General features: G+C 71.4%; 21 protein-coding genes and 2 pseudogenes. 8 read left to right on the top strand and 15 right to left on the bottom strand.

Features of this window, described 5'->3' with window-relative positions; genetic code table 11:
• The first annotated feature begins 228 nt into the window (after positions 1 to 228).
• A complete protein-coding gene (locus tag AB0A90_RS08960) occupies positions 229 to 2,067 on the top strand; it encodes a DEAD/DEAH box helicase (RefSeq protein ID WP_357244120.1) in 1,839 nt (612 codons plus the stop codon).
• Positions 2,068 to 2,174: 107 nt separating this feature from the next.
• On the top strand, positions 2,175 to 2,795 hold the full coding sequence (locus AB0A90_RS08955; protein WP_357244117.1) for a putative glycolipid-binding domain-containing protein: 621 nt from the start codon (positions 2,175 to 2,177) through the stop codon (positions 2,793 to 2,795).
• Between the two features lie 15 nt (positions 2,796 to 2,810).
• Here AB0A90_RS08955 and AB0A90_RS08950 read toward each other — a convergent pair whose 3' ends face one another.
• The 3 genes from AB0A90_RS08950 to AB0A90_RS08940 are packed head-to-tail and all read right to left on the bottom strand — an operon-like array spanning position 2,811 to position 5,274.
• Positions 2,811 to 3,902, bottom strand: coding sequence for a PLP-dependent cysteine synthase family protein (locus tag AB0A90_RS08950; RefSeq protein WP_357243989.1), 1,092 nt, complete (start codon positions 3,900 to 3,902; stop codon positions 2,811 to 2,813).
• Between the two features lie 32 nt (positions 3,903 to 3,934).
• On the bottom strand, positions 3,935 to 4,765 hold the full coding sequence (locus AB0A90_RS08945) for an SDR family NAD(P)-dependent oxidoreductase (protein ID WP_357243986.1): 831 nt from the start codon (positions 4,763 to 4,765) through the stop codon (positions 3,935 to 3,937).
• A 50-nt stretch (positions 4,766 to 4,815) separates the two neighbouring features.
• Complete coding sequence (locus tag AB0A90_RS08940) at positions 4,816 to 5,274, bottom strand: Lrp/AsnC family transcriptional regulator (protein WP_357243983.1); 459 nt, start codon at positions 5,272 to 5,274, stop codon at positions 4,816 to 4,818.
• A gap of 269 nt (positions 5,275 to 5,543) precedes the next feature.
• Here AB0A90_RS08940 and AB0A90_RS08935 point away from each other — a divergent pair, with 269 nt between their 5' ends.
• Entirely contained in the window at positions 5,544 to 5,810 is a 267-nt protein-coding gene (locus tag AB0A90_RS08935) for a BldC family transcriptional regulator (protein WP_007454516.1), read from the top strand.
• 103 nt (positions 5,811 to 5,913) lie between these two features.
• Here AB0A90_RS08935 and AB0A90_RS08930 read toward each other — a convergent pair whose 3' ends face one another.
• The gene (locus AB0A90_RS08930; RefSeq protein WP_357243980.1) at positions 5,914 to 6,543 is read right to left on the bottom strand and encodes a UbiX family flavin prenyltransferase; all 630 of its coding nucleotides are present in this window, start codon (positions 6,541 to 6,543) and stop codon (positions 5,914 to 5,916) included.
• 151 nt (positions 6,544 to 6,694) lie between these two features.
• On the opposite strand from AB0A90_RS08930, the gene AB0A90_RS08925 reads away from it, so the two are divergent.
• Positions 6,695 to 7,681, top strand: a complete 987-nt coding sequence (locus tag AB0A90_RS08925; protein ID WP_357243978.1) for a terpene synthase — start codon at positions 6,695 to 6,697, stop codon at positions 7,679 to 7,681.
• Here AB0A90_RS08925 and mqnP read toward each other — a convergent pair.
• Both mqnP and AB0A90_RS08915 read right to left on the bottom strand, forming a co-directional pair.
• Complete coding sequence (gene mqnP / locus AB0A90_RS08920) at positions 7,670 to 8,581, bottom strand: menaquinone biosynthesis prenyltransferase MqnP (RefSeq protein ID WP_357243975.1); 912 nt, start codon at positions 8,579 to 8,581, stop codon at positions 7,670 to 7,672. The two genes, AB0A90_RS08925 and mqnP, sit on opposite strands and share 12 nt — an antisense overlap.
• Complete coding sequence (locus tag AB0A90_RS08915; protein ID WP_357243971.1) at positions 8,581 to 10,041, bottom strand: menaquinone biosynthesis decarboxylase; 1,461 nt, start codon at positions 10,039 to 10,041, stop codon at positions 8,581 to 8,583. Before AB0A90_RS08915 ends, mqnP begins: the two co-directional genes overlap by 1 nt.
• A gap of 190 nt (positions 10,042 to 10,231) precedes the next feature.
• On the opposite strand from AB0A90_RS08915, the gene AB0A90_RS08910 reads away from it, so the two are divergent.
• Positions 10,232 to 11,107: an alpha/beta hydrolase gene (locus AB0A90_RS08910; protein WP_357243968.1), complete on the top strand. Its 876-nt coding sequence runs from the start codon at positions 10,232 to 10,234 to the stop codon at positions 11,105 to 11,107.
• A gap of 4 nt (positions 11,108 to 11,111) precedes the next feature.
• Here AB0A90_RS08910 and AB0A90_RS08905 read toward each other — a convergent pair whose 3' ends face one another.
• Positions 11,112 to 11,666 carry a carboxymuconolactone decarboxylase family protein gene (locus AB0A90_RS08905; protein ID WP_357243965.1) on the bottom strand — a complete coding sequence of 185 codons (555 nt, stop codon included), beginning with the start codon at positions 11,664 to 11,666 and terminating at the stop codon, positions 11,112 to 11,114.
• A gap of 85 nt (positions 11,667 to 11,751) precedes the next feature.
• On the opposite strand from AB0A90_RS08905, the gene AB0A90_RS08900 reads away from it, so the two are divergent.
• Positions 11,752 to 12,228 carry a MarR family winged helix-turn-helix transcriptional regulator gene (locus tag AB0A90_RS08900; protein WP_357243962.1) on the top strand — a complete coding sequence of 159 codons (477 nt, stop codon included), beginning with the start codon at positions 11,752 to 11,754 and terminating at the stop codon, positions 12,226 to 12,228.
• A gap of 37 nt (positions 12,229 to 12,265) precedes the next feature.
• Here AB0A90_RS08900 and AB0A90_RS08895 read toward each other — a convergent pair.
• Both AB0A90_RS08895 and AB0A90_RS08890 read right to left on the bottom strand, forming a co-directional pair.
• Positions 12,266 to 12,337, bottom strand: a pseudogene (locus AB0A90_RS08895) (DUF397 domain-containing protein); the annotation flags it as partial.
• A gap of 6 nt (positions 12,338 to 12,343) precedes the next feature.
• Positions 12,344 to 12,451, bottom strand: a pseudogene (locus AB0A90_RS08890) (DUF397 domain-containing protein); the annotation flags it as partial.
• 225 nt (positions 12,452 to 12,676) lie between these two features.
• Between AB0A90_RS08890 and AB0A90_RS08885 the strand changes: the two are divergent.
• Positions 12,677 to 12,877 carry a hypothetical protein gene (locus AB0A90_RS08885; RefSeq protein ID WP_357243959.1) on the top strand — a complete coding sequence of 67 codons (201 nt, stop codon included), beginning with the start codon at positions 12,677 to 12,679 and terminating at the stop codon, positions 12,875 to 12,877.
• A gap of 53 nt (positions 12,878 to 12,930) precedes the next feature.
• Here AB0A90_RS08885 and ccsB read toward each other — a convergent pair whose 3' ends face one another.
• From ccsB to hemL, 6 genes are read right to left on the bottom strand one after another with little or no spacing between them, the layout of a single operon-like run.
• Positions 12,931 to 13,914, bottom strand: a complete 984-nt coding sequence (ccsB, locus tag AB0A90_RS08880) for a c-type cytochrome biogenesis protein CcsB (protein WP_357243956.1) — start codon at positions 13,912 to 13,914, stop codon at positions 12,931 to 12,933.
• Positions 13,914 to 15,557: a cytochrome c biogenesis protein ResB gene (locus tag AB0A90_RS08875; RefSeq protein WP_357243953.1), complete on the bottom strand. Its 1,644-nt coding sequence runs from the start codon at positions 15,555 to 15,557 to the stop codon at positions 13,914 to 13,916. Before AB0A90_RS08875 ends, ccsB begins: the two co-directional genes overlap by 1 nt.
• The gene (locus tag AB0A90_RS08870) at positions 15,557 to 16,375 is read right to left on the bottom strand and encodes a cytochrome c biogenesis protein CcdA (RefSeq protein ID WP_357243950.1); all 819 of its coding nucleotides are present in this window, start codon (positions 16,373 to 16,375) and stop codon (positions 15,557 to 15,559) included. The genes AB0A90_RS08875 and AB0A90_RS08870 overlap by 1 nt, the downstream gene beginning before the upstream one ends.
• Positions 16,375 to 16,944 (bottom strand): TlpA disulfide reductase family protein, encoded by a 570-nt coding sequence (locus AB0A90_RS08865; protein ID WP_357243947.1) that lies wholly within the window; start codon positions 16,942 to 16,944, stop codon positions 16,375 to 16,377. The genes AB0A90_RS08870 and AB0A90_RS08865 overlap by 1 nt, the downstream gene beginning before the upstream one ends.
• A complete protein-coding gene (locus AB0A90_RS08860) occupies positions 16,944 to 17,591 on the bottom strand; it encodes a histidine phosphatase family protein (protein WP_357243943.1) in 648 nt (215 codons plus the stop codon). Before AB0A90_RS08860 ends, AB0A90_RS08865 begins: the two co-directional genes overlap by 1 nt.
• Positions 17,592 to 17,597: 6 nt before the next feature.
• A complete protein-coding gene (hemL, locus tag AB0A90_RS08855) occupies positions 17,598 to 18,935 on the bottom strand; it encodes a glutamate-1-semialdehyde 2,1-aminomutase (RefSeq protein ID WP_357243940.1) in 1,338 nt (445 codons plus the stop codon).
• 188 nt (positions 18,936 to 19,123) lie between these two features.
• Here hemL and AB0A90_RS08850 point away from each other — a divergent pair, with 188 nt between their 5' ends.
• Positions 19,124 to 19,459, top strand: a complete 336-nt coding sequence (locus AB0A90_RS08850) for an STAS domain-containing protein (RefSeq protein ID WP_007454492.1) — start codon at positions 19,124 to 19,126, stop codon at positions 19,457 to 19,459.
• Positions 19,460 to 19,537: the final 78 nt, after the last annotated feature.

The raw sequence follows: 19,537 nt of genomic DNA, 5'->3' as shown, positions 1-19,537 counted from the left end.
CGTGGTGTGCGCCCCTGGGCGATCTTGCGGGCGATCCGGCGGCACAGCCGCGGCAGGCCATCGCGAAGATGCGCCCCGCTCGAAAGGCTTTTGTTGACCACCTCTGCTGACCCCAGCACTGTTACGTCCGTTACCCACTCAGCTCCGACGACCGACACCGCCCGGGAGCAACTCGACGCCTCCCCGAGCGAGGCCGGCACCGCGCCGGCCGAGACCGCCGCCCCGACGGTGGCCCCCGATCCGATCACCTTCGCCTCCCTCGGCCTGCCCGAGCCGCTGGTCCGGGCGCTGAGCCAGCAGGGCATCACCAGCCCGTTCGAGATCCAGCGGGCCACCGTTCCGGACGCGCTGGCCGGCCGTGACGTGCTGGGCCGGGGGCAGACCGGTTCGGGCAAGACGTTGGCCTTCGGTCTGCCGATGATCGCCCGGCTGGCCAAGCGCAACCGGGCCCGGCCGATGCGTCCGCGCGCCCTGGTCCTGGTTCCCACCCGCGAGCTGGCCATGCAGGTCAACGACGCGCTCCTGCCGCTGGGCAAGTCCGTCGGCATCTTCCTCAAGACCGCCGTCGGCGGTGTCCCGTACGACCGTCAGATCGACGCGTTGCGGCGCGGCGTGGAGATCATCGTCGCCACCCCGGGCCGGCTCGGCGACCTGATCGAGCGGGGCATCTGCCAGCTCGACGACGTCGAGGTCACGGTGCTCGACGAGGCCGACCAGATGGCCGACATGGGCTTCCTGCCCGAGGTGACCGACCTGCTGTCGAAGACCCCCGCGAACGGTCAGCGGCTGCTCTTCTCGGCCACTCTCGACGGTGACGTCGACGCGCTGGTCAGGCGGTTCATGACCGATCCGGTGACGCACTCCACGGCGCCCTCCACCGCGTCGGTGTCCACCATGGATCACCACATGCTGTTGATTCCGCCGCACGAGAAGTTCCCGGTGGCGGCCTCGATCGCCGCGCGGGACGGCCGGACGATGGTCTTCGCCCGCACCCAGCTCGGCGTGGACCGTCTGGTCGAGCAACTCGCGGCGGTCGGCGTACGCGCCGGTGGGCTGCACGGCGGCAAGACCCAGCGGATGCGTACCAAGACGTTGGCCGAGTTCCGTGAGGGCCGGATGAACGTGCTGGTCGCCACGGACGTGGCGGCTCGGGGCATCCACGTCGACGGCGTCACCCTGGTGCTGCACGTCGACCCGCCGAAGGACCCCAAGGACTACCTGCACCGCGCGGGGCGTACGGCTCGCGCTGGCGAGTCCGGCGCGGTCGCGACCCTGGTGCTGCCCAAGCAGCGCCGCACCACCCTGGCGATGATGGAGAAGGCCGGCGTCGCGCCGGCCGAGACCCGGGTGCGGGTCGGCGACCAGGCCCTGGCCGAGCTGGTCGGTGCCCGCGAGCCCAGCGGCGTCCCGGTTCGCCTCGAGGCGGAGCCCCGGGGCTACGGCGACCGTTCCGGCGGCTCGCGTCGCTTCGACGACCGCTCCGGCGGCCCGCGCCGGTTCGGTGATCGCCCGCAGGGCGAGCGGCGTTACGGTGACCGGCCGACCGGCGAGCGTCGCTTCGGCGACCGCCCGCAGGGCGACCGCCAGTACGGGGACCGCCCGCAGGGCGAGCGGCGTTACGGTGACCGGCCGACCGGCGAGCGTCGCTTCGGCGACCGCCCGCAGGGCGACCGCCAGTACGGGGACCGTCAGCACAGCGACCGCCCGCAGGGCGAGCGGCAGCACAGCGACCGCCCGCAGGGCGAGCGGCGTTACGCCGATCGGGACACCCGGGGTTACGGCGACCGGCCGCAGGGCGAGCGCCGGTTCGGCGACCGGCCGCAGTTCGGCGACCGGGACGCTCGTCCGACCGGCGAGCGTCGCTTCGGCGACCGTCCGCAGGGTGACCGCCAGTACGGGGACCGCCCGACCGGTGAGCGTCGCTTTGGTGACCGCGACACCCGGGGTGGCTTCCGCCCGGAGAGCCGTGTTCGGGACGACCGTCCCCGCGACGACCGGCCGCGCGACGACCGCCCGCGCGACGACCGGCGCGGTTTCGGCGGGCGACCGCCGGCGCGTACCCACTGATCCACTGATCCACCCGAACGCCGTCGCGGAGCTCGTCCTTCGCGGCGGCGTTCGCGCATGCCCTGCCGATGTCGGCCCGGTCGCGTAACGTCCGGCTCATGCCGACCATGCCTAAGTCGATCTTCTGGTCCCGGACGGACACCGCCGGCAGCGAGCAGGTGCTGCTCGACGATGGTCGCGGGTTGACGGCTCGGGGCACGCTGCTCGCCGTGGACCCGATCCCCTGGACCGCCCGATACCAGCTGACCACCGCGCCGGACTGGACCACCACGCGGGTCGAGGTCGAGGCCGAAGGGCTGGGCTGGCTGCGCAGGGTCAAGCTGGAGCGGTCCGCGGACCGGTGGCGGGTGACCACCGCCGAGCAGGGGGACCTGGACGCGGCACTGGTCGCCGCCGGTCACCCGCGGGCCGGTCTGCCGGGCACGGACGACCCGGACCGGCTGGCCGACGCGCTCGACGTCGACCTGAGCGGTTCGCCGCTGTTCAACACCCTGCCGGTCCACCGGCTCGGGTTGGCCGCCGAGCCGGCCGATCTGGCCCACCGGATCACCGTTGCCTGGGTGCTGCTGCCCGGTCTGGAGGTGGTGGCGGCGGAGCAGATCTACAGCGGGCTCGGGCCGGGTCGGGTGCGCTTCGCCAGCGGCACCTTCACCGCCGACATCGATCTGGACGACAGCGGTTACGTGGTCCGCTACCCCGGGCTGGCCGAGCGGATCGATCCGCGCTGACCGCGCCCGCCGAACTCAGCGGGGCCAGGCGCCGCTGGTCAGGAAATGTTCGATCGCGGCCAGGTGCGGCGTCAGGTCGAGGCCCTGGGCGGTCACCCAGTCGTCGGAGTAGTAGGTGTCGGCGTACCGGTCGCCCGGATCGCAGATCAGGGTGACCACCGAGCCGGTCCGGCCCTCGGCGAGCATCCCGGCGATCAGGCCGAACGCACCCCACAGGTTGGTGCCGGTGGAGCCGCCCACGCGGCGTCCGAGGAGCGCCGATCCGGCGCGCATCGCGGCCAGTGACGCCGCGTCCGGCACCTGGACCATCCGGTCCACCACCGAGGGCAGGAACGACGCCTCCACGGTGGGGCGGCCGATCCCCTCGATCCGGGAGCCCTTTCCGGTCCGTACCGACCAGTCGGCGGCCAGCCAGGCCGGGTAGAACGCCGAGTTCTCCGGGTCGACCACGCAGAGTTTGGTGGCGAGCCGGCGGTACCGGGCATACCGGCCGATGGTCGCGCTGGTGCCCCCGGTGCCGGCGCCCACGACGACCCAGGCGGGAATCGGGTGCCGCTCCAACTCCAACTGCGCGTAGATCGACTCGGCGATGTTGTTGTTGCCCCGCCAGTCGGTCGCCCGCTCGGCGTAGGTGAACTGGTCCATGAAGTGCCCGCCGGAGTCCTCGGCGAGCCAGCGCGCCTCGACCACCACTGTCGCGGGGTCGTCCACCAGGTGACACCGGCCGCCCTGGAACTCGATCTGCGCGATCTTCTCGGGCGAGGTGGAGGAGGGCATCACGGCGATGAACGGCAGACCGAGCATCCGGGCGAAGTACGCCTCGGAGACCGCCGTGGAGCCCGACGACGCTTCGACGATCGTGGTGCTCGGCCCGATCCAGCCGTTGCAGAGCCCGTAGAGAAACAGCGAACGGGCCAGGCGGTGCTTCAGTGAGCCGGTGGGGTGGGACGACTCGTCCTTGAGGTAGAGGTCGATCCCCCAGGCCCGGGGCAGGGGGAACGGCAGCAGGTGGGTGTCGGCCGAGCGGTTCGCGTCCGCCTCGACGGTGGCGATCGCCTCCGTCACCCAGGTCCGGCTGGCCTCGTCGCACCGGTCGAGATGAGTCACGCTCGGAAACGTAGCAAGCAGGTCAGGGGCGGTCAGCGCCGGTCCGGTGGCGTGGACCTGCAGAGTTGCCGGCGTTGGCCGGCCCGGCCGGCGGCCCGGACCAGCGGGGTGAGCGCGACGGCGAGCCGGGGCAGCGCGTCCAGCAGGCGTACCTGTGCTCCCCGCCAGCGCGGCAGGCTGACCACCGGGCGTGGTTGGCGGGCCAGCCGGACCGCCCGGGCGGCCACCCGCTGGGCGGTCAGCATCGACCCGGTGAACGAGGCCACCGCCCCCGGGTCGTCCAGCCGATCGTGCAGCATCGGGGTCCAGATGCCGTCCGGGCAGAGGCAGGAGACGTGGATCCGCCGGTAGCCGGCCATCCGCAGGTCGGAGAGGGTGCCGAGGCTGAAGGCCAGCAGGGCGTGCTTGCTGGCCGCGTACACCGTCTCGCCGGGCGCGGCGACCAACCCGGCCAGCGAGACGACGTTGAGCACGTGGCCGTGGCCCTGTTCGCGCATGACGGCCAGCGCGGCGAGGGTGCCGTTCATGGCGCCGTGGGCGTTGACGTCGAGCATCCGGCGGCGGGTCGCGCCGTCGTGCTCCCACGACGGCCCGGTGCTCAGGATGCCGGCGTTGTTGACCCAGAGGGCGAGGTCACCGCGGCCGGCCGCCGTCGCGGCGATGCCGGCGCAGGCGTCCTCGTCCCGGACGTCCAGGACGGCCGACCACCCGGAGAGCGGTGCCGCGGCGGCGCCCACCGCCCGGGCGTCGAGGTCGGTGAGCAGCACCGACCAGCCGTCGGCGTGCAGCGCGGCGGCGATGGCGCGGCCCAGGCCGCCGGCAGCACCGGTCACCACTGCCACGCGACGTCCCTGCGGGGTCATCGGCGCACGCTACCGCCGGCCGATCCGGCGACACCAGGGGTACGCGACGGTCAGGCCGTGGTCGGGCCGACCGACTGGGGGCGGTTCTCCCATTTCGTGGAGAGCGCGATGGCGGTGCGGGTGGAGGCCACCCCGGGGGTCCGGTTCAACCGCACGATCAACCGCTCCAACTCGGCGATCGTGCCGACCCGCGCCTTCAGCAGGAACGACTCCACCCCGGCCATGAAGTAGCAGGACTCGATCTCGGGCAGCACGCGCAGCGACTCGAGCATGTCGTCGCTGTCCGCGCCGGAGTCCTCGACGATGCCGATCAGCGCGGTGACTCCCAGCCCGATCGCCTCCGGGGCCACGTCCGCGCGGTAGCCGAGGACCACGCCGCTGCTCTCCAGCTTGCCGACCCGCTCGTGCACGGCCGGGGCCGAGAGGCCCACCTGCCGGGCCAACTCGGCGTACGACAGGCGGGCGTTGCCGCGCAGCAGGTCGACGAGGGTCAGGTCGATGGCGTCCACGGAGAGTGACCTTAGCCGGTTACGCGTAACGCGACGCCTTCAGTATCCGTTGGACCAAACAGTGAGTAACTGTTCAAGAACCGACGGTCAAGGCAGGGGTTGCACCAGTACCATTTACTAACTTCCCAGTCAGTGCATTTTTCGCGTTTGGCGGACAGGCCAGGTCCCTGGTGCTGTAATTGCCATACGTCCCTCATGACGGCTCTGGGCTCGCACCAGCCGGGGGCAGTGTGTTCAGCCAGGGGCTTCGTCGACGCGAGGAGGGGGCTGTGGACACTGGAGATCGCCTGCTGACACCGGGTGAGGTCGCCGCGCTGTTTCGGGTGGACCCGAAGACTGTGACGAGATGGGCGGCGGCCGGCCGGATAGGAAGCATCCGGACTCCAGGCGGGCATCGCCGGTTTCGGGAATCCGAGGTGCGAGCCCTGCTTGAGGGGGAGGGCATGCTGGACGAGGTGGACGAGGTCGGAAAGCCCCGCAATGTGGGGCCGGCCGCATCCACGGGGCCGGGTCCGGCCAACGCCGGCATGTACTGAACTGGTGCGGACTACGCCACGCGGACCGGACGTCAGTCCGGTCCGCGTACCGCTTCGGCCGGATCGGGTCGGGCGGCACGACGACACGCGCTGAGCCGACAGCTCAGCTCCGGTCCGCGCCGAGCTGGCCGGACCACCTGCGGAACAGGCTGTGCGGGACGCCGAGCGCGTCCAGCACCTTGCCGGCGACGAAGTCGACCAACTGCTGGGCGCTGGCCGCCGCGCCGGCACCGTAGAAGCCGGGGCTCGCCGGCAGCACCACCGCGCCGGCGTCGTGCAGCGCGATCAGGTGCTCCAGGTGGCTGCGGGTCACCGGTGTCTCCCGGGGGACCACCACCACGGGCCGCCGTTCCTTGAGGTTGACCTCGGCGGCGCGCTGCAACAGGTCCTTGGACAGCCCGATCGCGATGCCCGCGCAGGCCGCCGTGCTGGCCGGGACCACTGCCATGCCTCGTACCCGGTAGGAGCCGCTGCTCGGCCCCGCGGCCAGATCGCCCGCCGGCCAGTACCGCACGTCCGCTCCGGTCAGGTCCCGGTCGAGCCAACCGGCGAGGTCCTCGGCCCAGTGCCCGTCGCGGAACGGTCGGCCGGTCTCGTCGAGCACGGTGAGTCGGGCCGCCCGGGACACGATCAGGTCCACCGCCTCGCCCGCGTCGAGCAATCCGCCGAGAACGGCCGCCGCGTACGGCGTGCCGGAGGCCCCGGAGACCCCGATCACCCATGGTTCCCGCATGCCCCCCAGCCTGCCTGGTCCGGCTGGTCAGCTGGTGCGCACCCCCGGGATCCCGGATCCGACAGGCCAAATGGGTGGGTGGGCGTAACGCCGACCTGACATGCTGCCGCTGGCGATTCCCACCGGACACATCTCGCGCAGGAGGCATCGGGTGACGACCGGCGAGATCCTCTGGGCGCTCCGTGCCGACTGTCCGATCCCACCGCCGCGGCTCTCGCCCCACGCCGACCAGGTGCAGGAGTGGCTGCTCGGTGTGCTGCCCACGCTCGACCTACCGCTGGACGACACCGCGCTGCACCGGCTGTCCAGGGGAGCTTTCGCCAGGTACGCCGGGCGGCTCTACCCGGCCGCGACCGAAGCCGACCTGCGGGTGCTGACCGCCCTGTTCACCTGGTTCTTCCTCGTCGATGACGCCTGCGACGGGCCGGACCGACTCACCCCGGAGCAGATCCGGGCACTCCGCGACGGCACGCTGGCACTGCTGCACGACGGGCCGCGGGCGCGCCACGCCGGGCTGACCGGCCCGCTACGACAACTGCTGGTGCTGGCCTGGCGGGAGCCGCACCAGCGGATGCCGGCCTGGTGGCGGCTGCGCGTCGCCAAAGCGGTGGCCCGGCATCTCGACGGCACCCGGCAGGAGGCGCTCAACAAGGAGACCGGTCACCGACCCGCCGTCAGCGAGTACGTCGAGCTGCGGCGGGCGACGTCGGCGGCAGAGGTGTCGTACCCGCTTGTGGAGTTCGCCGGCGGACGGCCGCTGCCCGACCCGGTCTACCACCACCCGCTGCTGCGCGAGATCGCCCAGGTCGGCAACGACCTGCTCTCCTGGTACAACGACCTGGCCTCCCTGGAGCGGGACCGGGCCACCGCGGGCGGGCACAACCTGGTCCTGGCCCTGGAGGGCGAGCTGGCCGTGTCGTCGGCGGAGGCGGTCGAGCTGGCGGCCGGCCGCTGGCGGGATTCGATGCGGCGCTTCGTCGGGTTGCGGGCCGTGGTGCCGTCGTTCGGCCCGGCGCTGGACGGGGCGGTCAGCGACCATCTCGACGGGATCGCGTACGCCGTCCGGGGCACCATCGACTGGACCGTGGAGAGCGCCCGCTACCCCGCCGCCACCGTCCAGCGCGCCTCAGGGGCGTAGGTCGAGCCGGATCACCAGGTCGAGCAGGGCGAAGACGAACAGCGCGATGCCGACGAACCCGTTGGCGGTGAAGAACGCGCGGTTGACCTTGCTGAGATCGGTCGGGGTCACCACCAGATGTTGGTAGCCGAACGCCACAGCGGTCAGTGCGAGCCCGATCCACCAGAGCCAGCCCAGACCGATCAGCCCGCCGAACCAGACGAACAGCGCGAAGGTCACCACGTGCGCGACAGTCGAGGCGTGCAACGCGAAGCGCCGACCGTAGCGTGCGGGCACGCTGTGCACGCCGATCTCCTGGTCGATCTCGGAATCCTGGCAGGCGTAGATCAGGTCGAAGCCGCCGATCCACAACCCGACCGCCGCACCGAGCAACCAGGCCGGCCCGGAGCCGTCCAGGGTGCCGGTGACCGCCAGCCACGCGCCGACCGGGCCGACCGCCTGGGCGATCCCGAGGATGGCGTGCGGCCAGTTGGTGAACCGCTTGGCGTAGGGGTAGACGACCAACGGCACCACGGCGAGCGGCGCGAGCACCAGGCAGAGCGGGTTGAGCAGGGCGGCGGCGGCGAGGAAGACCACCAACGCGACGGCCGCGCCGGTCCAGGCCGTCCGCACGCTCACCGCGCCGGTCACCAGTTCCCGGCCGGCGGTACGCGGATTCCGCGCGTCGATCCGCCGGTCGAGGATCCGGTTGGCGGCCATCGCGAACGTCCGCGCCCCGACCATCGCCACCGTGATCAGCAGCAGGTCCACCCACCGCACGTGCCCCCCGGAGACCCGCATGGCGGCGAGTGCGGAGAGGAACGCGAACGGCAACGCGAACACCGAGTGCTCGATCGCGACGAGCTTGAGGAAGGACTTGACCCGGCCCGGCTTCTCGGCCGGTGCGTCGAGGACGACCATCAGATCCCGTACTCCTTCCAGCGCTTGTCGACCAGGGCCGTGACCTCGGGGGCCATGCTCATCTCCTCCGGCCAGCCGCGGGTGTAACCCTCGGTGGGCAGCTTGCGGGTCGCGTCGACGCCGGCCTTGCCGCCCCAGAACTGCTGGTACGACGAGTGGTCGAGGTGGTCCACCGGGCCCTCGGTGAGCAGCAGGTCACGTGCGTAGTCGACGTTGCCGAAGGCCCGGAAGGCGACCTCGTTGTAGTCGTGCACATCGCAGTCCTCGTCGACGATCACGATGAGCTTGGTCAGCGACATGAGGTGCGCGCCCCAGATCGCGTTCATGACCTTCTGCGCGTGCTTCGGGTAGCGCTTGCGGATCGACACGATCGCGCAGTTGTGGAACACCCCGGCGGCCGGCAGGTCGTAGTCAACGATGTCCGGGATCATCAGCTTGAGCAGCGGCTGGAAGATCCGCTCGGTGGCCTTGCCGAGGCCGTGGTCCTCCTGCGGCGGCTTCGAGGTGACGATCGAGTGGTAGACGGGCTTGCGCTGCATGGTCATCGCCTCGATGTGCAGCACCGGGAAAGGCTCGACCGGGGTGTAGTAGCCGGTGTGGTCGCCGAACGGCCCCTCGGGCAGCCGCTCACCGGGCTCCAGGTAGCCCTCCAGCACGATCTGCGCGTGCGCCGGCACCTGCAACGGCACGGTGAGGCAGTCGACCATCTCCACCCGTTCGCCGCGCAGGAACCCGGCGAACAGGTATTCGTCGATGTCGCCGGGCAGTGGGGCGCTGGCCGCGTACGAGACGACCGGGTCGCAACCGATCGCGATCGCGACCGGCAGGCGCTGCCCGAGTCGCTCGGCGACAGCGTGGTGGGCGGTCGAGTCCTTGTGGATCTGCCAGTGCATGCCGAGGGTGTTGCGGCCGTGCTGCTGGAGTCGGTACAGCCCCAGATTGCGCTTGCCGGTCTCCGGGTGCTTGGTGTGGGTCAGCCCGTAGTTGTGGAAGATCCCGCCGTCGTCGGGCCAGACCTGCAACCCCGGCAGCCGGTTCAGGTCGACGTCCTCGCCCCGGTAGACGACCTCCTGGCAGGGCGCGGTCTTGACCTTGCGCGGCGGCACCGACTTGAGCTGCATGACCTTGCCGAGGCCCTCCCGGATGCCGGACCAGCCGACCGGCAGCTCCGGCTTGACCAGCGCGCCGATCCGGGCGCCGATCTCGTCGAGCGACTCGACGCCGAGCGCCATCGCCATCCGCTTCTCGGTGCCGAACAGATTGATCGCCACCGGCATCTCGCCCCGGGTCGGGCGTTCGAAGAGCAGCGCCGGGCCGCCGGCCCGTACCGTGCGGGTGACCACCTCGCTGATCTCCAGTGTCGGGTCGACGGGGACGTCGATCCGGCGCAGATCCCCCGCGCGCTCCAGCGCCGCGAGGAAGTCCTTGAGATCGGTGTACGGGAAGCCACGAGCCGCCATGTCGCCCAGTCTCCCGCACCGGGTGCCGCACGGCCCAAGCCGGGTGCTGTGACACACGCGATGAACCGGGAAGCAGCACCCGGGCCAGTGGACGCGGGCCGCGCCTCCCGAGCCCTCCGCGCGGTCCCGCTCCCGCAGGTATGGCGGGCGGCACAGCGGGTAGCCGGGCAGCCGGCGGACGGAGGCGGCGATGGGCGCGGAGCGGGTTCCGGCGGGGTTCACCGAGCAGCGGGCGCGGGTCGGCCAGATCGCCATGAACTACGTCCGGGGCGGCAGCGGCCCGCCACTGGTGTTGCTGCACGGGTACCCGCAGTGCTGGTACATGTGGCGGCACCTGCTGCCCGACCTGGGACGCTCCTTCGACGTGGTCGCCCCCGACCTGCGCGGCTTCGGGGACAGCGACGCCCCGGCCGGCGGCTATGACAAGAAGACCGTCGCCGCCGACCTGCACGGCCTGCTCGACCAGCTCGGCCTGGTCGGTGACCTCCGGCTGGTCGGGCACGACCTGGGGACGATGGTGGCGTACGCGTACGCGGCCGCCCATCCGCAGCGGGTGAGTCGACTGGTGCTCAGCGAGGCGCCGATCCCCGACGAGAGCATCTACACCTTTCCCGCGCTCACCCAGGCCGGACCCGGGGTGTGGAACTTCGGCTTCTTCTCGCTCGGCAACGGGCTTCCGGAGGACCTGGTCAGCGGGCGGGAGTCGCGGTGGGTGGACCGGTTCACCGACGCGCTGATGGTGCGCAGGGGCAGCATCGCCGCGCCGGACATCGAGGAGTTCGCCGGTCACCTGCGCGACCCGGCGCATCTGCGGGCCAGCTTCGCCTACTTCCGGGCCTTCGAGCAGGACGTCGCCGACAACGCGTCGTACCGATCAACGAAGCTGACGATGCCGGTGCTGGCGGTCGGCGCGGCGGCCAGCCTCGGTGGGCAGGTCGCCGAACAGGTTCGCCGGTACGCCGACACCGTCCGCGGCGAGGTGATCGAGGACTGCGGCCACTGGCTGTACGAGGAGCGCCCGGACGAGATGCTCGCCCTGCTGCGCGACTTCCTTCCGGTGGCCTGACCGGTCAGGCCACCGGCGTCCAGGCGTGGGCGGCCAGGGGCGGGTCGAGCGGGGCGCGGGTGAGCCGGTTGGCGAATGTCGACATCGTGTACGCCCCGACGCCGAGCACCACGTCCAGCGCGTGCCGGGGCTGGTAGCCGGCGGCCAGGAAGTCGTCCAGCTCGTCATCCGGCACGGCGCCCCGGTGGTCGAGCACGGCCAGCGTGAAGCGGCGCAGCGCCTCCAGGCGCGGGTCGGGCAGCACCGAGCCGGCACGCAGCGCGGTGATCAGCTCGGGGGTCGCGCCGAGTCGGGTGAGCTTGTCGGTGTGCAGGGCAACGCAGAAATGGCATTCGTGACTGGTGGAGACCGCCAGGATGACCACCTCCCGGTCCAGCGGGGCGAGGTCGGTCTGCTCGAAGCCCGTGCTGGCGGTGAGGAAGCCGGTGAGCAACTGCGGCGAGTCGGCCATCAGCGCCACCGGGGTGGGCAGCCAGCCGAACCGGCCGCGTACTCCCTCGATGGACCGACGGGCGGCGGCGGGTGCGGTCTCAGCGGTGTGGGCGGTGAAGACGGGCATGGGTTACCTGCTTTCCAGAGCCCGGATCGGGGACCCGGTACGATAGTCAACGTGGTTGACGAAATAGTAAACGTGGTTGTCGAACATGGCAACCACTGATCCCGCGCGGCCCGGCTTCGCGCTGCCACTGTTGCTGCTGGCCGGCTTTCGGACGCTCATCGACGACCTGCACGCCGAGCTGGCCCGGGAAGGACATCCGGAGCTGCGACCGCTGCACGGATTCGTGCTCCAGGCCGTCGGCGCGGACGGCACCACCGCCACCGAGTTGGGCCAGCGGCTCGGCATCTCCAAACAGGCCGCCGGCAAGACGGTCGACCGGCTGGTCGCCGTCGGCTACCTGGAACGGGTCGACGACCCCACCGACGCCCGACGCCGGCTGGTCCGGGTGACACCGCGCGGGGCCGACGGGTTACGCCGCTCGGCCGAGATCTTCGATCGGCTGCGCGAGCGGTGGGTCGAGACCCTCGGCCCGGACCGGGTCGACGCCATGGAGGACGACCTGCTCACCGTGGCCTCGGCCAACTGGTTCCGGCTCGACGTGCCCGGCTGGTTCGGCGGCTGATCCGGGCTGTCGGCCGGCTGCGCAGCTCAGTGGACGGTCAGTGGGTGCGGGCCAGCTCGACGAAGGCCCGCCACGCGGCCGGGCTGAAGGTCAGCAGGCCGCCATCGCGGTCCTAGGAATCGCGGACATGCACCTGGCCGGGCAGATTGTCGGCGACCTCGACACACGCACCGGCATCGTCGCAACGCTGCGTCACCCCGTGACGCGCATATCGCGGTAACACGAGCGGTGACCCGACCCGGTCGCCGCCCACCACAAGATCCACTCGGTTTTCAGGAAGTCGCTGCGTCCCAGGGCGCAGGACGCCCCGACTTCTTGAAGTCGAGTGGATCAACGGCCGACCGGGCGCGGGACACCGCCACATCGCCGATCAGGACCGGGTCAAGCCCCGGCGGACACATCTCACCGTGCCTGACCGAACGGCGGGACGCGCGAGCAGACTGGATTCATGTCGGACGCGTACGTCGTCGGCGACCCGGACGGGTTGTCGCCCCTGCTGGTCGAGCTTCGTGACGCCGTCGCCCGGGAGCTGCACGCCCAACTGGCGATGCGCGGTGAGCGGATCGAGCTGGCCGATCTACCGGAGGTGTCCTACCAGATCACCATCCAGGTCGAACGGGCCATGCGGGCCTGGCAACCCACCCGGTAGACGCGGGCCGGTCACGGACGAATCCGTGACCGGCCCGCACCGCGTTGCCAGGGTCAGTCCAGCCCGCCGTACGAGTGCAGGCCGGTGAAGAAGATGTTCACGCCGAACAGGTTCATCAGCATGGTGAGGAAGCCGAGCACCGCCAGCCAGGTGGCCACGTTGCGCTTGACGCTGGGCGTGGCACGGGCGTGCAGGTAACCGGCGTACACGACCCAGGAGATGAAGGCCCAGGTCTCCTTCGGGTCCCAGCCCCACGGCCGACCCCACGCCGCCTCGGCCCAGATGGCGCCGGCGATCACCGCGAAGGTGAAGATCGGGAAAGCGAAGGCGTGCAGCGCGAAGGTCAGCCGCTCCAGGCCCACCGCGCCGGGCAGGCGCTTGGCCAGGGTGTACGGGAAGCTCCGCTTGCCCCGCTCGTACCCGTTGCGCATCAGGTAGCCGACCGCCGGCACCACACCGAGCAGGAAGATGCCGGACGCGAAGACGATTGTCGAGACGTGGATGACGAACCAGTACGAGTTCAGCGCCGGCACCAGCGGCACGATCGGCACGTACAGCACCAGCTCGGCGGTGGCGACCAGCAGCACCATCACCAGGGTCAGGAACAGCCCGAGTTTGCGCAGCGACGGCCGCTTCCAGAGCACCACCAGCCAGGCGGCGACACCGATGAACGTCACCGTGAGCACGAACTCGTACATGTTGCCCCACGGCATCCGGTCCGCGGCGAGGCCGCGCGTGACCAGCGCCGCCAGGTGCAGCACGGCGGCTACCGCGGTGGCGCCCACCGCGACCAGGCCGGCGATTCGTGCCCGACGCGCCGAAGCGTCGGCCGACGGCGGGACCGGTGCGGGCGACTTCGGGTTGACGGTGACGCCGCCACCGACACCGACTCCCGCACCCACCAGCTCACGGACCGGAGCCGCCGCGGCGATTCGGGTACGCGCGTTGCCCAGCGCGTACTCGACGGCGTGCCCGATCATCGCGACCAGGTACGCGAAGATCGCGAAGGTCACCAGATTGTCGGAGAGTGCGGACATCACTCGGCTCCTTCTCGCACGCCGGCCCGGTCAGTGGAGTCAGCGTCAGCACCAGCCCGTTCGGCACCGCTGACGGCGGCGACGAGCTGGGTGAACTCGTCGGCGAACCCTGGGTAGTCGGTACGCGGCAACCCACCGACCTCCATCAAGCTACTACCGCTCGTCGGAGATCCTTCCGCGGGGTCGGCCGGTACCACCCGGAAGAACACGCGGCGACGTCGCCCGAACAGCGAGCCCATCAACCCGACAAGCAGAGCACCGCAGCTGAACAGCAGCGGAGTCGCGCCGGGATCGTGCCGGACGGAGAGGGTGACGTACCGCTTGGTGTCCAGGAACTCGACGGTGGAGCCGTCGTCCAACGTCCAGGTCTCGCCCTTGTGCAGCAGTTTGGTGCCGACCTCCTTGACCTTGCCGGACCGCACCTGCCGCTGGTCGAGTTGGTAGATCGAGCCGGGGATGCCGGCGTCCCGGCCGAGGTTGCCCCGGTAGGCGACCAGGTTCAGCACCGGGTTGCGCTCGTCCGGATACTGCGAGCGCACGAACGGCCCCTGCTCGGGTGCGGTGGGCAGGTAGATGCCGGTGAACGCCATCTGCTGATCCGGTGCGCGCTGCCCGGTGGCCGGGTCGACGTTCGCGTCCGGGAAGGCGGCCAGCCCCTCGCTGGTCAGACCCATGTCACCGGTGGTGAGGAACGGGTCGTCGCTGAGCTGGCTGTTGCCGAACCGGTCGGTGTAGCGGATCACCGGGGCGTACCCGTGGCCGAGCAGGTAGACGCTCGCGTCCTTCAACCGCAGCGGCGCGTTCACCGAGAAGTCCGCGCGGCGGGTCGGCTCGTCCGGGCCGTCGAGGGTGACCGTGGCGTTGAAGAACTGCGGCTGGCCGGACGGCAGGAACCGGGCCTGGAAGTCGTCCAGCCGCAGGCAGAAGCGAGGCAGGTCCGCGCTGTCCACCCGGGGGCCGAGCTTGGCCTCGGCGAACTGCTGGCGGGTGTTGCAGAACGTGTTGTCCGCGCCGGCCACCAGCAGCCGGTTGCCGCTCCAGCCGTACCAGGAGCCGAGCGCGACGCCGATCAACACCGCGATCAGCGACAGGTGGAACAGCAGGTTGCCGGTCTCCTTGAGGTAGCCCTTCTCGGCGGAGACCTCGTCGCCGCGCACCTGCACCCGCCAGCGGCGCTTGCGCAGCACCTCGGCGATCGCCGTGGCGCCACCGGCCGGTGCGGGCAGCACGGTGTGCTGCGGCAGCCGCGCCATCCGCTTCGGCGCGGCCGGCGGCCGGGCCCGCAACGCCCGGACATGGTCGCGCAACCGGGGCGTGATGCACCCGATCAGGGAGGTGAACAGCAGCAGGTAGATCGCGGAGAACCAGATCGAGCCGAAGACCTCGAACGCGCCGATCCGGTCCAGTCGAGGGGCCCAGTCCGGGTGGTCGACGAAGTACTGGTTGACCTTCTCCGGGCTGATCCCGCGCTGCGGCAGCACCGAGCCGGGGATCGCGGCGACGGCGAGCAGGAAGAGCAGGATCAGGGCCGTACGCATGCTGGTGAGCTGTCGCCACGAGTTGCGCAGCAGGGCCAGCAGCCGGTTGGGCCGACGCCGTGGCGCCGGGGCCACGGTCTCCGGCCGGTCGTCGACGACTGTCATCAGATGCTCACCTCGCCCACCCCGACGGTGGTCTGCAACCAGATCACGAAGCTCTGCCATCCGCCGGTGACGAGCGCCAGGCCGATCAGGATGAGCAGGGCGCCGCCGACCCGGGTGACCCAGCGGCTGTTGCGCCGGACGGCGCGGAAGACTCCGAGCAGGCGTTCGAAGCCCAGCCCGAAGACGACGAACGGTATCCCCAACCCGAGGCAGTACGCCACGGCGAGCACCACCGCGCGGTCGGTCTGGCCGCTGGCGGTGGCCATCATCATCACCGCGCCGAGCGTGGGGCCGGTGCAGGGCACCCAACTGAGCGCGAAGACCGCCCCGAAGACCGGTGCGCCGAGCAGCCCGGCCGACGGCAACCGGGAGATCCGGAACTCCCGTTGCAGGGCCGGGATCATCCCGAGGTAGCTCAACCCCGCCACGATGACCAGCACGCCCACGCCGATCTGCAACTCGCGCTTGTAGTCGAAGAACACCCGGCCGATGCTGGCGAAGAGGACCGCGCTGGCCACGAAGACGACTGTGAAGCCGCCGATGAAGAGGAGTGTGCCCGCGAGCACCCGGCCCTTGACCGCGCCGACTCGTGCGACCCGCTCCTTGACCGCGACACCCCCGGTGGCCGGTGCGGGATCGGCCGCCGGTCGGCGGCCCTCCAGGTCGGCGCCGGCCAGACCGGTGACGTACGACAGGTAGCCGGGGACGAGCGGGAGCACACACGGGGACAGGAAGCTGACCAGGCCGGCGAGCGCCGCCGCGCCGATGGCGAGCAGCAGCGGACCGCTGAGGGCCAACTCCCTGAAGGTCTCGCCCATCAGCCCGACGCCGGCTTCTCGGCCGCGATCCGCTCGACAATCGGTTGCAGGCCCTCCTGCTTGACGGCGGCCCGGATCACCACGGCGATCCGACCCTCCCGGTCCAGCACCACTGTCGCCGGAACGGTGTTCGGCGGGATGTCCAGGTTGAGCGCCAGCTTGCTGCTCGGGTCGAAGAGGCTCGTAAAGGTGACCCGACCCTCCTCGAACGCCTTGGCCTTGTCCCGCTCGTCCTGCACGTTGATGCCGAGGAAGCTCACCCCGGAGCCCTTGGTGGCCTGGTAGGTCGCTTCCAGGTCGTCGGCCTCGGCTCGACACGGCGCGCACCAGGAGCCCCAGAAGTTGAGCACCACCACCTGGCCGCGGGCCTGGCTGACGTCGTAACTGCCGCCGTCCAGCAGCTCACCCGCGAGCTTCGGGGGTGCCGAGCGCTGGTCCGGTGCGCACTCGAAGATCCCGTCGGTGGTGGTCGTGCAGGTCTTCTCCTGCCCCTTCGACGACGTGCAGCCGACCAGCGCCACCGCGGCGACGGCGGCGAGCAGACCGGCGGTCCACCTCCGGGCGTTCATCAGGCCCCCTTGGCCGTCCTGGCTGTCGCGGAGAGAGCGATCAGGTGCGCGGCCGGCTCGCTGTAGCCGATGCCCTCCACCTTCGCGCCGTCGAAGTGGAACGAGGTGAGGCTCGCCAGTCCGCACTGCCGCTTGCGCGGGTCGTGCCAGAGCCGCTTGCGCTCGACGTGGCGGCGCAGCGTCCAGATCGGGAGCTGGTGCGACACCAGCACCGCCTCACGCCCCTCGGCGGCGACCCGGGCGGCGTGCACAGCCGCGAACATCCGCTCGGCGATCACCCGGTACGCCTCACCCCAGGACGGGGTCACCGGGTCGCGCAGCACCCACCAGTTGCGCGGGTCGCGGAACGACCCGTCACCCGGGGACACCTTCTTGCCCTCGAACCAGTTGGCGCTCTCGATCAGCCGCTCGTCCACGCCGACGGGCAACCCGAACTGGGCGGCGATCGGCTCGGCGGTCTGCTGGGCGCGCTCCAGCGGGCTGGCCACCACGTGCACGATCTCCCGCTCGGCCAGGCCCTGCGCGGCGGCCTTGGCCATCTGCACACCCAGCTCGGAGAGGCGGAAACCGGGCAGCCGGCCGTAGAGAATCTGGTCGGGGTTGTGCACCTCGCCGTGCCGGAGCACGTGGACCACCGTCTTGCTCAAGGTTTTTTACCCCCCGTGACCAGCCGCTGCCGCCGCGTTCGCCGCCGTGGGCAGCGCTGCGGCGATGTGCTCCAGAGCGGCGTCGTCGATCGCCGCCGACACGAACCACGACTCGAACGCGCTCGGCGGCAGGTAGACGCCGGCGGCGAGCATCGCGTGGAAGAACGCCTTGAACGCCGGCACCTGCTGGGTGCGGGCGCTGTCGTAGTCGACCACGTCGGCGTCGGTGAAGAAGATCGAGAACATGCTGCCCGCGTACGAGAGTCGGTGCGGGACCCCGGCGGTGGCCAGCGCGTCGGACGCCAGCTTGCCCACGACGGCGGCCGTGTCGTCGAGGCGGCGGTAGAGCGCGTCGTCGGCGAGTCGCAGCGTGGCCAGGCCGGCGGCGCAGGCCAGCGGGTTACCGGAGAGGGTGCCGGCCTGGTAGACCGGGCCGGCCGGCGCGAGCCGCGCCATGATGTCCGCCCGCCCGCCGAACGCCGCGGCGGGCAGGCCACCACCCATGACCTTGCCGTACGTCCACAGGTCGGCATCGGAGGCGTCGAGGCCGTGCCACCCGGCGCGGGAGACCCGGAACCCGGTCATCACCTCGTCGACCACCAGCAGGGCGCCGTGCGCGTGCGCGATCCGGGCGAGCTGCTGGTTGAAGCCGTCGCGGGGGGCGACCACGCCCATGTTGCCGGCGGCGGCCTCGGTGATCACCGCGGCGATGTGCGGACCCTCGGCGGCGAAGGCCTCCTCGACGGCCCGGATGTCGTTGTACGGCAGGACGATCGTCTCGCTGGCCGCCGCGCCGGTCACGCCGGGCGAGTCGGGCAGGCCCAGGGTGGCCACGCCGGAACCGGCGGCGGCGAGCAGCGCGTCCACGTGTCCGTGGTAGCAGCCCGCGAACTTGATGATCTTGGAGCGGCCGGTGAAGCCGCGGGCCAGCCGGATCGCCGACATGGTCGCCTCGGTGCCGGAGTTGACCAGGCGGACCTGCTCCATCGGGGTCCGGTCGACCAACTCGGTGGCCAACTCCACCTCACCCGGGGTGGGGGTGCCGAAGCTGGTGCCCCGGGCGGCGGCGGCCTGCACGGCGTCCACCACCTCGGGGTGGGCGTGCCCGAGGATCAGTGGACCCCACGAGCAGACCAGGTCGACGTAGCGGCGGCCGTCGGCGTCGTACAGCCACGGACCCTCGCCACGGACCATGAAACGCGGGGTGCCGCCGACCGCCTGGAAGGCGCGCACAGGGGAGTTCACCCCGCCCGGCACGATGGCGCGGGCGCGGTCGAACAGGGCCTCGGAGGCCGGCGCATCGGCTGGGTAGCGGCCGGATCCGGCGGAAAAGATGTCGGTCACGATGCGGCCATTGTGTCAGCGCCACACCGTCAACCAGCAGCCACCCCGCGCTGGGGTTACCGGGCTCACCCTGGCCGGCGGTGGGCAGCGGCGGCAACGCGAGGTCGAGGCGACGGCTCGTGACCTCGGTGGGCGACGGCTCGCGGCCTCAACAGGCCGGGCCGGGCAGATCGCGCTAGGCTGACCGGGTGGATCGTGCCGAACTGTCCATCACGCTACACCGGACGGGCGACGAAGCAGTGCTGCGCCTGGCCGGTGAGATCGACATGCTCACGGCCGCCCAGCTCTCCACGGTGGTCAACGAGGTGCTGGCGGACCCACCCCCGCGGATCGTGCTCGATCTGGGCGGTGTCACCTTCTGCGACTCGCAGGGCCTGGGCACCCTGGTCGTGCTCAGCCGCAAGGCCAGCCACGCGCAGAGCCTGCTGATGCTGACCCACGTGGGCGATTTCCTGATCCGCGTCCTGGACATCACCGGCCTCCGCAGCGCCCTGATGATCCGCAACGACCAACCCACCGGCTAACCCCGGTCCCCGGTCCCGGCCTCCCATCCGCCCCCCCCGTTGATCATGGGGTTATAGCGCCGACACGCCGGGAGGCGG

Origin of the sequence: Micromonospora sp. NPDC049204, from assembly GCF_040647935.1 — a bacterium.
Taxonomy (GTDB): Bacteria; Actinomycetota; Actinomycetes; order Mycobacteriales; family Micromonosporaceae; genus Micromonospora.
Note: the sequence above shows the minus strand (reverse complement) of the source record. Positions and strands in the feature narration are given on the sequence as shown.